Here is a 13,693-nt window from a genome sequence, read left to right on the forward strand (position 1 = left end):
CTAGGCATCCTCGCCACGGACGGACCGCAATGCTCGAAAACGCCGATTTGCGATCCGTCCGGCCGCGTCTAGACTGAAAGTTCGCCCCGAAAAACTGCCGTCCCCGCGGTGCGTTATGAACGATCTCTCCGTCTTCTTCGCCATCACCTTCATCACCGTCCTCACGCCCGGCGCGGGCGTGCTCTGCACGATCGCGTCGGCGCTGCAGGGCGGTCCCGGCACGGCCTGGCAGGCCCCGCTCGGCAACGTCCTCGGCTCCTTCACGATCGGGGTGCTGTGCGCGGTGGGGCTCGGAGCCGTGCTCACCGCCTCCCCGGTGCTCTTCACGGTGATGCAGTTCGTCTCGGCGGCGCTCCTGCTCTACCTCGGCTGGAGAAGCTGGCACGCCCGGGCGACGGTCTTTCACGAGGACACGAAGATCGAGCGGACGAAGACGCAGGGGCTCACGCTCTTCGTGCAGGCGTACCTGCTGCAGCTCACGAACCCGATGCTCTTCGTGTATCTGCTCTCGCTCCTCCCGCAGTTCATCGGGCCCGACGACGTGTACGCCGAGCGCATGGCGGTGCTGCTCGGCATCTTCGCCGGCTGCGGCATCGTCATTCACTTCGCCTACAGCTATGCGGCGGCCTGGGCGCGGAAGTTCCTCGCGAGCCCGCGCGCCTCGGTGATGCTGAACCGCATCTCCGGCGCCCTCTTCGCCTTCTTCGGAATCTCGGTCATCGTGCAGGCCGTCTCGAGAATGATGGGATAAAACCGCAATGCAGGATCTGCCGCTCTTCCTCTTCGTCACGGTGCTCGCCGTCCTCGCCCCCGGATCGGCCGTGGTCTGGACCGTCACCTGCGCGCTGCGGCACGGCCCGAGGCACATCTGGGCCTCGCCCGTCGGGACCACGATCGGCGCGACGGTGATCGCGTGGATCTGCGCGGCGGGGCTCGGCGCCGTCGTCGCCGCCTCGCCCCTTCTCTACGCGCTCCTCACGGTGGTCTGCGCGGCGCTCCTCATCTGGCTCGGCATCTCCACCTGGCGCGCCGAGCCCGTCGACATCGCCGCGATCGCCGCCGAAACGGCGCGCTCCCCCGAGGAGGCCGCGAAGTCAAGGCGAGCCGTTGACCGCTCGATCTTCATCCCTGCGGTGCTCATCCAGGCGACGAACCCGACGATCTACGTCTACATGCTGTCGCTGCTGCCGCAGTTCATCGCGCCCGAGGCGGACTTCACGCGCACCGCGCTCATTCTCGCCACGATCTTCGGCGTGATCGTGCTCCTCGGGCACCTCGTCTGGAGCGCCGCGGCCGCCTGGGCCCGCCGCTTCCTCTCGGGCCGGAAGGCCGCGCTCGTCCTCAACCGCGTCTGCGGCGCAATCTTCGTGCTCCTCGCGGTCTCGGTTCTTTTTGACGCCTTCCGCACCCTCATGCCCGCGCTCGCGCGCGTAGCATAGAAAGACATTCCGCCTCGTCCTCGTGGAGGTCCCTCTCATGTCCAATCGTCTCGACTTCAGGCTGCTCAGGCAGTACCACCTCCTCGCGGAGATCATCGACGCGGGGAGCATGAGCCGCGCGGCGAAGAAGCTCGGACTCACGCAGCCCGCGCTCGCCGAGCAGATCAACCTTCTCGAGCAGGAGCTCGGCGCCGAGCTCATCTACCGCACGACGAGGGGCGTCACCCCCACCGAGACGGCGATGGCGCTCTTGCCCCGCATCCGCGAGTTCTCCACGCTCGCCACCGACTTCACCGACCAGGCCGCGCGCATCTGCAGCGAAGGCAACGAGGTGATCCGCATCGGCGTCATCTTCGAGGCGATGCTGCGGACGGTGCCGGAACTGAAGCGCACGCTCGCGAAGCGCTTCCCCACGATGGATCTGCGCACGGCGTACCTCGACAGCTCGGACGCCGAGGAGGCGCTCCTCGCCCGCCGCATCGACATCGCGATCGGCTTCTTCGACCTCTTCGTTGACGAGCGCATCATGATGAAGTCGCTCCTCTCGGAGCGCCCGGTGCTCGCCGTCCCCGAGTCGCATCCGCTTGCCGGAACGGGAGAGACGACGCTCGACGAGTTCCGGCACGAGAAATGGGTGGCGATCGAGGACTCGGTCTCCCGCAACTACGTGAAGAAGCTCGAGGTGTTCCTCAAGCGCCACGGCATCCGCCCGGAGATCTCGCAGACCGCCCCCTCGATCCTCTCGCAGCTCGGGCTCGTCGCCTGCGGCGAGGGCGTCGCGCTCGTCCCCGAGACCTTCCGCTCGGTGCTCCCGCCCGGCGTGAGCGCGCTCGACCTCACGGACGCGCAGCCTCTCATCACGCTCTCGGCCGCCTGGGACAACTCCCGCGAGTCCGAGACCCGAGACCGCGTGCTCGCGATCCTGATGCGCCAGAGCCCCGGAAAAGCCTGAAAAAATTTTTCTTTCAGCTCAAGGAAAAACTTCGCGCTGATCAAAATTTCTCCTGTAGCGCTTCTGAGTAGACTGCCCGGACGGATAAGGAGTTTTCCTTATTCGCGTCCCGGGAACATTCTCTTGGCCGCGCCAATATGCGCGGACTCCCGGCCGGGTCCTCCGAAGCCTTCGAAAAAAGTGAAGTCCGCTCTCCGGAGGTGCCCTGTTCACAGAGATGAAGCTCTCATGTACCAGGTTCTCGCCCTCGTCCCGCGTCTCTCGGCCCTTGTCGCCGCCATCCGCACCCGCGTCGGACAGATTCTCCTCATTCTTCTTGCCGCGAAGGCCTTCGGCCGTTTCGCCTCCGTCTTCCTGAAGCGCGTCGTCTTCACGAAGGAGCGCATCAACCAGATCTGCGGCGGCATCTTCGCGCTGCTCGCCCTCTCCTGCGTCGGACCGCAGCTGCTCGCAGTTCTCTGAACATCGGGCTTCCGTAAGGTCCGCTGAAAACCGCCGTGTCACAATGCGGACGGTCGCCCTTCGGGTGCGGCCGCCCGTCTTTGTCATGTCCGTTTCAGGTGCCCCGACCATGCCCGACATCGATTTCCGCCTGCTCCGCCAGTGTCATCTCCTCGCCGAAGTGATTGACGCGGGAAGTCTCTCGCGCGCCTCGAGGAAGGTCGGGCTCACGCTCCCCGCGCTCACCGAGCAGATCCGGCAGCTCGAGGCCGAGCTCGGCGTGGCGCTCCTCTACCGCACGCCGCGCGGCACGACCCCGACCGAGAAGTGCATCGAGCTCATGCGGGAGATTCTTGACTTCACGCGGGCCGCGGGGGAGTTCACCGAGCGCGTGCGCGTGATCTGCTCGTCCGCGAGCGAGCGGCTCCGCGTGGGCGCGGTCTACGAGTCCACGCTCTCGCTCATCCCGCAGCTCCGCGCCGAGCTCACGGCCGCGCACCCGGGACTCGGGCTGCGCGTCATCGACATCGACAGCTCGGACGCCGAGGAGGCGCTGATCGAGAACCGCATCGACCTCGCGATCGGACACTTCGAGAAGTTCACCGACGAGCGGATCCGCTCGAGGGCGCTCATGGACGAGTGTCCGGTGCTCGTCGTCCCGGCCGGGCACCCCTTCGCGCGGCTCGAGGAGGTCTCGATCGCCGACACCGCGGCCGAGCCCTGGGTCGTCATCGACCGCACGACGAGCCGCTACTACTGCCGGCGCCTCGAGGCGTTCCTGCGCCGGCACGCCATCCGCCCGAACATCACGCAGACCGCCGAGTCGATCAGCATCGAGATCGGGCTCGTCGGCGCGGGCGAGGGCATCGCGCTCGCGCCCGAAAGCTTCCTCGCGGTGCTCCCGCCCACGGTGCGCGCGGTCAGAGTCAAGGAGGCGGGAGCCATCCTCACCCTCTCCGCGGCCTGGATGACGGAGCGCTCGAGCGAAAGCCTCGGGCGCACCCTCGACACCCTCTGGCGGGTGTGCGACGCGAAAAAGAGCGTGCATTAGCGGAAAAACCGTTGTCAGCGAAAGGTTTTTCCTACCACTCAAGTCTCTAGACTTTCTGCAGACCAACCACAGGACCGCCCTCCCCTTGAAGGGAGATGTGCGGTCCTTCACCATCCGAAGCTGCAGAAACGATGCCCCGAATTGATTTCCGGCTTCTGCGCCAGTGTCACCTTCTCCTTGAGGTGATCACGGCGGGAAGCCTCTCGCGCGCCGCGCGCAACCTCGGCCTCACCCAGCCCGCGCTCGCCGAGCAGATCAACCTCCTCGAGCAGGACCTCGGCGTCGAGCTCCTCAACCGCACGCCGCGCGGGGCGACGCCCACCGAGACCGCCAAGGCGCTGCTGCCGCGCATCCAGGCCTTCGCCCAGACCGCCGCGGACTTCACCGACCAGGCCTCGCAGATCTGCGCGGAGAACCCGCAGGTGATCCGCGTGGGCTGTGTGTTCGAGGCGATGCTGCGCGTCATGCCCGCGCTCCGCGCCGAGGTCTCCTGGAAGCTCCCCGCGATGGAGCTGCACACCGAGAACCTCGACAGCTCCGACGCCGAGGAGGAATTGCTCGCCAAACACATCGACCTCGCGATCGGGCGCTTCGATCTCTTCGGCGACGAGCGCATCCGCATGAAGACGCTCTTGACCGAATCGCCGGTGATCGCCGTTCCCGCCGACCATCCGCTCTCCGAATCGAAGGAGTCGACGCTCCCGGCCTTCAGGAGCGAGAAGTGGGTCGCGATCGACCCGGCCGTGAGCCGCAATTACGTCAAGAAGATCGAGGTGTTCCTCAAGCGCAACGGCATCCGTCCGAACGTCGTCGCGACCGCTCCCTCGATCGTCACGCAGCTCGGCATCGTCGGCTGCGGCGAGGGCGTGGCGATCGTCCCGGAGAGCTTCCGCTCGATGCTCCCGCCCTCGGTGCGCGTCGTGAAGCTGAGGGAATCCCATCCCTTCATCACGCTCTCGGTCGCCTGGGACTCGTCGGCCGAATGCACGCTGCGCGACCGTGCGCTCGAGCTCCTGATGAACTTGCAGGCCTGACGGAACACGCCCGGGTTCACGGAAATTCCTCGTTCCTCCCAAAGATTTTCCTTTCATCTCCACCCATAGACTTCCTGTCACTGAACAGCGCTTCACCGGAGGCGTCCGTCAGGAACCCCTCCGGGATTCCAAAAGCTCCTCCAGGCCGGCACCTCCGGTGAAGCGCTGTCCCAAAAAAACAAAATGACCACGCAGAACTTCTCCGTCTTCCTCTTCATCACGATCGCGACGGTGCTCACGCCCGGCGCCGGTGTGCTCTGCACCATCTCGAACGCACTGAGGCACGGGGCACGGCATGTCTTCGCCTCGCCCGCCGGCAACTGCATCGGCGCGACGCTGATTGCGTATGTCTGTGCGGCGGGCCTCGGGGCGGTGATCACCGCCTCGCCCGTGCTCTTCTCGGCGCTCCAGACGTGCTCGGCGCTGCTGCTTCTCTGGCTCGGCTGGAGAAGCTGGACCGCGAAGCCCACGGACTTCTCGAAGCTCGACGAGACGCAGGCGCTCGAGGCTCCGGACGCGAAAAGGACGAAGTCGGTGAACCGCGAGATCTTCTGCACGGCCGCGCTGCTCCAGGGCACGAACCCGATGCTTTACGTGTACGTGCTCTCGCTGCTGCCGCAGTTCATCGACCCGCAGGGAAGCTACACCTCGCAGGCGATGATCCTCACGACTGTCTTCGGCGTCGTGGTCTTCCTCGGCCACGTTCTCTGGAGCTTCACAGTAGTGAAGGCGAGGCGGTTCCTCAAGGGTGAGCGCGCGTCCATGATCATGAACCGCATCTGCGCGACGCTCTTCGCGCTCCTTGCGGCCTCGGTGCTCTGGGACACTGCAGTGCACATAATGGAGAAGAGCGCCTGATTCCCGCCGGGGAATCGGGGAAAAGACAATCCGGTTTCCGCGGAAGGCGAGGCCGTACGCTTCTCTTTCGATCAGGATGCTTTGGGTGCGGCCGAAAGCACTTCAAGGGAGAGACTTCCTGATCGAGGGCACGAAGCGTACGGCTTCTCTTCATTTCTGAAGAGAAGAAACCTCAGGCGTCGAACTGCTCGATCGCCCGCGTCATCACCGCCGCGGCGGCGACGAAGTCATCGGTGCGCATTGCCTCATCGGGGTTGTGCGAGCCGTTCTGGTTGGCTATGAAGAGCATCGCGTAGGGCACGCCCGCGCCGCCGAAGTTCGCCGCGTCGTGCGTCGCGCCCGACGCCATCTCGCGCACTCCGGTTCCGAGGCTCTCCGCAGCCTTGTGAAGCCGCTGCATCAGCGCCGCGTCGCAGCGGTTGCAGGGGAGGAGCACCGGCGGGTCGGCCTCGAACGCGACGCCCATCTCGAGGGCGATGTCCGCGAGCTCGCGGTCGATGAGAGCCGAGAACCGGTCGAAGGTCGCCTGGTCGAGCGAGCGCATGTCGAGCGTCATCTCGCACTCGCCCGAGATCTTGTTGAAGATCGCCGTGTCGGGCGTGCGGATGCCGCCTGTCGTGAAGACGAGGTCCTCGCCGCGCGCCACCGCGCGCGTCCAGTGGTCGTACATGCGCGAGATGAAGCGCGCGCAGGCCGCGACCGCGTCATGGCGCTCCGCGTACTCGACCGCCCCCGCGTGGGCGGTGACGCCCTTCGCGGCGATCCTGCGGTGCACGCGCACGCCGCGGATGCCCGTCACGATGCCGACCCGCAGATCAGGAGATCTGTCGAGCACGTCACGCTGCTCGATGTGCGCTTCGAAGAAGGCCGCGATTCCCCCGAGATCAATGAGGGGCTCCCCTCCCATCAGGGGCGCGGGGTCGATGCCGTGCGCCGCGAGCGCTTCGCCCAATGTCGGGCCGCCTTCGATGAAGCGCCGCTCCAGATCCTCCGATTTGAGCTCCCCGAGAATACCCGTCGTGCCGATGAGGCCCTGCTCCTCGCTGCGGATGAGGAGCACCCGGTAGTCGCGGCGCAGCTTCTTCCCCTGGGCTCGGAGCCACCAGACCGGCGCGAGCGCCGCGCAGATGCCGGCGAGCCCGTCGTAGTTGCCGCCGTCGAGCACGCTGTCGGTGTGGCTGCCGGCGGCGAGCGCGGGGAGCGTGCGGTTCTCGCCGGGGAGCGTCATCCAGACGTTCCCCGCGGGGTCGGTCTCGATCTCGAGCCCGAGCCGCCGGCCCTCCTCGGTGAGATAAGCCATCACGGCGTCCTCGGCAGCGGTGTAGCCGAGGCGCGTCACGCCCCGCCTCCCGCCCTCGGAGCGCGAGAGCGCAAAGACGTCGGCGAAGATGCGCTCGGCCTCGCGGGCGCAGATCTCATTGAAGTCGGGCTGGGTCATGAATGGTCTCCCAAAGGGAAATGTTGGTTGCTTCCGGATTTCTACACCCATCCGGGCCCGGCCGCTGAAGAAAAGCGGGAGCCCCTCGAAGAAGGAACTCCCGCTTGTCAACGAAACAGAGATGGATCACTGCTGCGGATGCGCGTTGAGCTTCCGCCGCATGCGTTCGCGCTCGGCCTCCTTCTCTGCCTCGGTGCCCCACGGGATCGACTCGTAGGCGCCGATCACGAGCTCGACCTTGCGGTTGCGGTGACGGCCGTGCGAGTTGCGGTTGTCATAGGTGAAGGACTTGCCGTGGCCGGTCGCGGTGAGACGCTCCGCGGCGATGCCGTGATCGATGAAGTACTTCCTCACCGAGTTCGCACGGCGCTGCGAAAGGCCCGCGTTGTATTCGTCGGAGCCGCACCAGTCGGTCCAGCCGCGGATCTCGATCGGCACGTTCTCGGGGAGCGCCGCGATGAGCGCGAGCGCGTCGTCGAGGATCTGCTGCGACTCGGCCGTGAGGTAATGCTTGTCGAAGTCGAAGACGATGCCGTGGAGCTCGATCATCTGCGGAGGCACGACGACCGGCGGGCAGTCACTTCTGAAGATCTGACGCACGAGCTCGCGGTAGACCTCCTCCTTCTCGAGGACTTCGTTCAGGTCAATCGCCTTCGCGCCGATCACGGCCTCCGCGTCCTCGCGGATCTTGTCGTTGTCGGCGAGCGAGAGGAAGTAGATCGTGTTGCCGGGATTGGCCTCGCGGAACTCCTTGAAGACCGTCGTCGGGTTCTGCTTCTCGTCCATCTTCCAGGTCGTGAAGGCGCCGTCGGTGATAAGGAGCAGCGCACGGCTGCCGCCCTCGGCGTTCGAGAGGTGACGCCTCGCGCGCTGGCCGAGCCACGTCATGCGGCCGATCGTCTCGAGGTCCTCGGGGAGTTCCTCCACGCGCTCGGCGTAGGGCTCCTTCTCGCGGATCTCGGAGGGCAGCTGCACCGTGAAGGGCCCCATCGTGAAGAGTCCGGAGCGGATCGACATGTCCGCGTCCTCGCTGAGCTTCAGGAGGAACCGCTTCGCCTTGGCGATCTTCGCCTCGTCGTCGGGCTCGGTCTCCTCTTCCTTAGCAGCCTGGGATTCCTGCCGGGATTCGGACTGAGGTTCCTCGGCGGCGGGCTCCGCCGTGAGGGCGAGCTCCTCCGAGGCGTTCTCGTGCGCCTCCGCCTGATCCGGATACTTCGACTTCCTGCGGTCGGGCTGCGGCTTCATCATCGAGCCCGACACGTCAACGATCGCCTCGAAGGAGTCCGTCGCCGGACGGCATTTCTCGAGATCGACCTCCTGGGCCGGGGCCATCTGCGCGAGCGCAAGACTGAGAGCGGCGAAAAGAATGTGCTTTCTCATTTTCCTCACCTCCCTCAGAACGCGTTGCGGTAGCCGAAGCGGACGCCGAGATCCTTGCGGTAGTCGCTGCCGCGCTCCTGCTCGATCGTCAGGTAGAACTTCTGCGACCGTGCGAACTCCCAGTCACCCGTGAAGCCGTAGTAGTACGTCGTTCCGCCCATGTCGGCCTGGAACTTGTAGCTATCGTTCAGGGTCACGTCCTGCTCGCCGAGGAACTCGTGGATGAGGCCGCCCTTCAGCGCAACCTGCAGGAAGCGCTTGTCGAGGTCGTCCTCGCCGCCGTAGTTCCACTTCTTGCCGAGCACGAAGCCGGCGCGCCCGGTGAGGAAGTGCACGTCGTCCTGCGAGACGCTCATGCCGGTGGTCGTGTTGAAGTCCTTGCCCTTGAGCCAGTAGTACGCAAGCTGCAGCTGCGGCTCGAGGAACCAGTGGTTGTACCACTGACGGTCGTCCACGTCCTCTCCGAAGGAGAGCATGTGACCGGCCTCGACCGAGATGCCCGCGCCGTAGGTGCTGTAGTCGGCCTTGGCGAGATGACCCTGGTTGCTCACGCCCTCAAGGTCCTGATCGTAGTAGCCGCCTGAGAGGACGATGTCCGCATAGGCACCGGAACGGCTCGTGAGCGTCGCGTAGAGTTTCGCGGAGTACTGATCGAGCTCGCCTTCGCCGTTGCCGGCCTCGGCGAGATGCTTCTGATCAACACGCGCGAACCTCAAAGAGCCGCCCGCGAGCCACGAGCCGTTCTCGGTGTTCTTTACAAACCCGTCGGCACCGACGTGGATGCCGTAGGTCTTTGCCTTGTACCCCTGGCCGGCGAGGCCGGAGGCACGTTCACGTTCATAGATGATTTTGACCCATCCGCCGTCCTGCGCGCCATAGCGGACTTCACCAAGACGCTGCCTCAGGTCGGAGAGATCGCCCCTCCAGGCAAGGTACTGCGCCTGCGAGGTGCCGACGTTCTTGACGGTGTCCGTCTCAGGCGTGTCAGGCGCGTTGGAGCCCGTCATACGGACGAGATACCAGTTGCCGGCCTCGCCCGAGATGGTGGTGGCCTCCGCGGCCTCGGTCTCGGTTGTGCCGGACGCATCGGCGGACTCGGACGCGGCCGAAACCTCGTTAGTGTTGGTCTTCGTCGTCCAGTCCGTGGTCTCGATCATCTCGACCTCGTCGGCCGGGAGGAACTTGAGCGCCCACGAGTCGGTCGAGCCGTCGTAGGCGACGGTCGTGCTCGACGTGCGGTAGTCACCGGTCGTCTCGAAGGCGAGGCTTGAGCTCGGGCTCTCGTTCATCTGGGAGATGAGCCAGTTCGCACTGTGGAGCTTATCCGACGCGGGTTCCTCGCCCACGAGCTCGATCGCGACCTTGTGGGTTGCGGTCTCGGTGCTGCCGTCGATGATGACAAGCTGGTCGGTCGCCACGTTGTCAGCGGACTCGTTCGCGAGATCGATGCTGATCGTGAAGGTGCCGTCCGAGCCCGAGAGCGTATTCGTCGTGACGCGGTGATAGTTCGAAGCGGACGGAATCGTGGCGTAGCTGATGTCGACCACGGCGCTCCGGACGTCAAGGCTGTCAAGCCACGAGTCGCCCGTCACGTTCCAGGTCGAGCCGGAGCCGAGGCTCAGGCTGATCGAGCCCGATTCCGTGCCGGAGATATTCTCGTCGGTGGCCGCGGCGATCACCGCCACGGCGTCATCGCGGTCCTCGGCCGTGTAGGTCGTGTACAGGGTCTCGTCCGTCTGGCTCCAGTTGTCCGTGAGACCCGTGAAGGTCGAGCCTTCGTAGAGGGTCACGTCCACCGAGCCGCCGTCGGCCGCGTAGATGTCGCCCGTTACCGTTGCACCGTCGCCGGTGTCGACGGTCGCCGCGGCGCCGCTGCCGACCGCCGCGACGGCGATGCCGCCCGTGACGGTCGAGCCCGTGGTCTCGGAGGCCTCAAGCGACGCCTGGCCCGTGCCGGTCGCGATGATCGCGATGTCATCGGCCGCGACGGTTGCGCCAGAGGAGGCGTCCAGGTCAACCGTGTAGCCGTCGCCGGCGTGCACGGCGACAGCCGGGCTCTCACCCCCGGCCGTGGCCGTGATGGTGAGCCAGCCGGTGTCAGCCGTGACCGTGTCGGAGGTCGAAGCTGTCGTTTCACCGGTCTCGTCAGCCGTGGAGATCTCGTCCTCGGCGGAGGCGAGCAGCATGATCGTCGATTCTTCGCCGGAGGCGTCGGTCGAGCCGGAGTCAGTCGCATCGGCGCTCTTTCTGGCACGGATGCCGTAGGCTGCGCCTCCGGTCGAACTCGCTTCAACAGTGATGCTTTCCGTGCCTGCGTCGCCCGTGGTCAAGAGATCAACCGCGCCGCCCGAGGCATCGACCGCGGCGGCGGTGCCGCCCTAGGCGGAGGCAGTAACAGAAATGCCGCCCGAGCTCGTCGTGAACGAGGCCGAGCCGCTTGACGTGTTCCAGTCGATGCCGGAGACGTCGCCCGAGCCGGCGCTCTGCGCCGTGATCAAGATATTGTCGCCGGCGGTGACCGAAGCGACCGCGGCGCTCTCGCTCTCGGCGCGGACCGCGGAGACGGCACCGCTTACCTGTGTGGAGGCGTTCGTCGCCTGCGCCGTGAAGGCGTCCGTCGTTACGCTGACCGAGCCGGAGCCGGAGGCACTGACCGCGACCACGGTGCCTGTTCCGGAGGCTCCTTCGTTTGAAGCCGCGGCGATCACGACAAGGTCGTGACCTTCGTTCGAGAACGTGACAGTGCCGTCCGTGGCGGCCACGCCCGTGACGCTGCCTGTTGTCGTTCCGTCGGCCTCGGCCGAGACGCCGATGTCACCGCCCGTGCTCGTGATCTGGGTCGTGCCCGTGGAGTCGATGCCGTAGACGTCGCCCGAGCCCGAGTTCCGTGCGAGAACCGAGACCAGATCATCGGCGTTGACGGTGATCGAGTACGCGTCCTCGATCGCCGTGACAGCCATCTCATTGGCCGAGGCATTCGTCGCCTGCGCCGTGAATCCGTCCGTCGTGACGCTGACCTGGCCGGTCCCGGAGGAACCGACGGCGATTACGCTGCCGGTGCCGGAGGCTTCGGTCGACGAGACAGCCGCGAGCACAGCCGTGTCCCAGCCCGTGTTCGAGAGCGTGGCGGTTCCGCCCGTGGCGACAAGGCCCGTGACGTTCCCGACCGATGTTCCGGAGGCCGTGGCGGCGACGCCGATGTCGCCTCCCGTGCTCGTGATCGTGGCTGTACCTGCGCTGGTGATGCCCGTGACATCGCCCGAGCCGGCGCTGCCGGCCGAGACCGAGACCACGCCAGCAGCCGTGACCGTGGTCGTGGCGGCATTGCTCACGCCGGTGACCGCCCCGCCCGCAGAGGACGAGACGTTGGAGGCCTCGATGGTGAGAGCATCCGTAACAATGCCCACCGAGCCGGTGCCTGTCGTACCGACCGCGGTCACACTGCCTGAGCCGGCGGCATTCTCGGAGGAAACCTTTGCAAGGATGTCGGTGTCGTAGCCGCTGTTCGCTATCGAAATGCCGCCTCCGGTAGCTTCCACGCCCGTGACATTGCCGGCCGCGGAGCCTGTGGCGACAGCCGACACGGCAACGTCGCCGCCGGAGCTGTAGAGTCGCGTCGCATACGCGGAGTTGGTCACGCCGGTGACATCGCCTGAGCCGGCGCTCTGCGCCGTGACCGTCAGCGAATCACTGGCATAAATGTATGTGCCGTAGGCATTGGTGATACCGGTCACGACGATGTCACCCGCCGAGGCATTCGTCGCCTGAGCGAGGAACTTGCCGGAGTAGATCCACGGCCACCCAGTCCCTGTGGCATCAATGGCGGTCACACTGCCGGTGCTTCCCGCACCGGCGGCCGTTATGGCTGCCACAATGCTTGTGTCGCCGGTGCCGCTGTTGAGATTGAGCGTCTTGGAGGTGGCATTCAGGCCTGTGACGGTGTAGTTCCCGTCACTCGTCCCGGTCGAGACAGCCGAAATTGTGATGGTGCCGCCCTGAATGTCGCTTGACGAATTGCCTCCATACCAGTCAATGCCCGTGACCGTTCCTGCACCGGAGCTCTGAGCAGCAATCGTGAGATCTCCGTCCGCGAGGATTCTCACCGTCGAATATCCCGTAGTGAGATCCGCGCTCAGTCCCTTGACCGTCACGGCAGCGGTCGATTCATTCATCGCCAGAGCCGTGAAATCATCCGCGTCGTCAACCCAGATGCGGCCGCCGCCGGAGAGGTCGATCGCGGTGACCGAGCTGTCAGCAGAAGCCGCTGCACTCGCATTCGAAAGGGTGGCGAGAATATACGTGTCGTAGTCGCCGCTGTTGAGCGTGACTGTAGTGAAGCTCGAACTTATTGAAGCCCTGTAGCCGGCGACGGTGTAGGTACCCGACGCACTTCCGGTGGACTCGGCCGAAATGGTGATGTCTCCACCCGTGCTCGTGAGCGTGGAGGATGAGTAGGAGGAATTCCAGTCAATGCCCGTGACATCACCCGCGCCCGCGCTCTCGGCGAGGAATGTCATCGCCCCGCTCGTCGCGACTGTCACATAGTTGTAGCCCGTCGCGGAAAGCGCCGAGACGGTGACCTCTGAACTCGAGGCATTGGTCGCCTGGGCGAGGAAACTGCCCGTGCTCACATTCAGGCTTCGGCTTGAGCCCGAGGTACGGATGGCCGTGACGGAACTCCCGTCCGAGGCAGTCACATCCGAGGACGAAAGTCCGGCGACGATCTGGACGCTGTCCGTGAGCGAGGTCGTCATCCGGACCTGGCCGCTCGTGCGACTAACGCCCGTGATGGTGTAGACGTCCGCAGACGTGCCCTCGGAGAGAGCGGTTACCTTGATGTCGCCGTCCGTGCTCTCAAGCGTGGCGTACACACTGGTCGATGAAACGCCCCAGTCAATGCCGGTGACGGTTCCCGCGCCGGCGCTCAGGGCCTCGATCTCAAGAGTGTCCTCGGCATTGACGGTGATCGAGCCGTAGCCGGTGCCGTCAAGACCCGTGACCGTCAGGGCCGCGGCCGACTCGTTGACCGCCTGGGCGAGGAAGTCCTCGCCGGAGGTGAAGGTGACAACGGCCGCCTGGTTGTAGCTCGTGGCCGTACCG

At 65.7% G+C, this 13,693-nt stretch carries 11 protein-coding genes; 7 read left to right on the plus strand and 4 right to left on the minus strand.

Going from position 1 to position 13,693, the window contains the following annotated elements; translation table 11 throughout:
* Positions 1–115: 115 nt before the first annotated feature.
* From Q4F91_RS10150 to Q4F91_RS10180, 7 genes are all read left to right on the plus strand, one after another.
* Entirely contained in the window at positions 116–751 is a 636-nt protein-coding gene (locus tag Q4F91_RS10150) for a LysE family translocator (RefSeq protein ID WP_303337349.1), read from the plus strand.
* A 7-nt stretch (positions 752–758) separates the two neighbouring features.
* Positions 759–1,439: a LysE family translocator gene (locus tag Q4F91_RS10155; protein ID WP_303337351.1), complete on the plus strand. Its 681-nt coding sequence runs from the start codon at positions 759–761 to the stop codon at positions 1,437–1,439.
* Positions 1,440–1,476: 37 nt separating this feature from the next.
* The gene (locus Q4F91_RS10160; RefSeq protein WP_303337353.1) at positions 1,477–2,391 is read left to right on the plus strand and encodes a LysR family transcriptional regulator; all 915 of its coding nucleotides are present in this window, start codon (positions 1,477–1,479) and stop codon (positions 2,389–2,391) included.
* Positions 2,392–2,619: 228 nt separating this feature from the next.
* The gene (locus tag Q4F91_RS10165) at positions 2,620–2,853 is read left to right on the plus strand and encodes a hypothetical protein (protein ID WP_303337355.1); all 234 of its coding nucleotides are present in this window, start codon (positions 2,620–2,622) and stop codon (positions 2,851–2,853) included.
* Positions 2,854–2,962: 109 nt separating this feature from the next.
* Positions 2,963–3,883 (plus strand): LysR family transcriptional regulator, encoded by a 921-nt coding sequence (locus Q4F91_RS10170; RefSeq protein WP_303337357.1) that lies wholly within the window; start codon positions 2,963–2,965, stop codon positions 3,881–3,883.
* Between the two features lie 131 nt (positions 3,884–4,014).
* On the plus strand, positions 4,015–4,917 hold the full coding sequence (locus Q4F91_RS10175) for a LysR family transcriptional regulator (RefSeq protein WP_303337359.1): 903 nt from the start codon (positions 4,015–4,017) through the stop codon (positions 4,915–4,917).
* A 183-nt stretch (positions 4,918–5,100) separates the two neighbouring features.
* On the plus strand, positions 5,101–5,775 hold the full coding sequence (locus Q4F91_RS10180; RefSeq protein ID WP_303337361.1) for a LysE family translocator: 675 nt from the start codon (positions 5,101–5,103) through the stop codon (positions 5,773–5,775).
* 172 nt (positions 5,776–5,947) lie between these two features.
* Here Q4F91_RS10180 and Q4F91_RS10185 read toward each other — a convergent pair whose 3' ends face one another.
* The 4 genes from Q4F91_RS10185 to Q4F91_RS10200 form a co-directional block, all read right to left on the minus strand.
* Positions 5,948–7,213 carry a hydantoinase/carbamoylase family amidase gene (locus Q4F91_RS10185; RefSeq protein ID WP_303337363.1) on the minus strand — a complete coding sequence of 422 codons (1,266 nt, stop codon included), beginning with the start codon at positions 7,211–7,213 and terminating at the stop codon, positions 5,948–5,950.
* A 126-nt stretch (positions 7,214–7,339) separates the two neighbouring features.
* Positions 7,340–8,593, minus strand: coding sequence for an OmpA family protein (locus tag Q4F91_RS10190; protein ID WP_303337365.1), 1,254 nt, complete (start codon positions 8,591–8,593; stop codon positions 7,340–7,342).
* Between the two features lie 14 nt (positions 8,594–8,607).
* A complete protein-coding gene (locus Q4F91_RS10195; protein WP_303337367.1) occupies positions 8,608–10,923 on the minus strand; it encodes an autotransporter outer membrane beta-barrel domain-containing protein in 2,316 nt (771 codons plus the stop codon).
* A gap of 48 nt (positions 10,924–10,971) precedes the next feature.
* On the minus strand, positions 10,972–13,693 hold a 2,722-nt coding region (locus tag Q4F91_RS10200; protein ID WP_303337368.1), incomplete at its 5' end, for a hypothetical protein.

Source organism: Sutterella sp. (assembly GCF_030539355.1).
In the GTDB taxonomy this organism is placed as follows: domain Bacteria; phylum Pseudomonadota; class Gammaproteobacteria; order Burkholderiales; family Burkholderiaceae_F; genus Sutterella.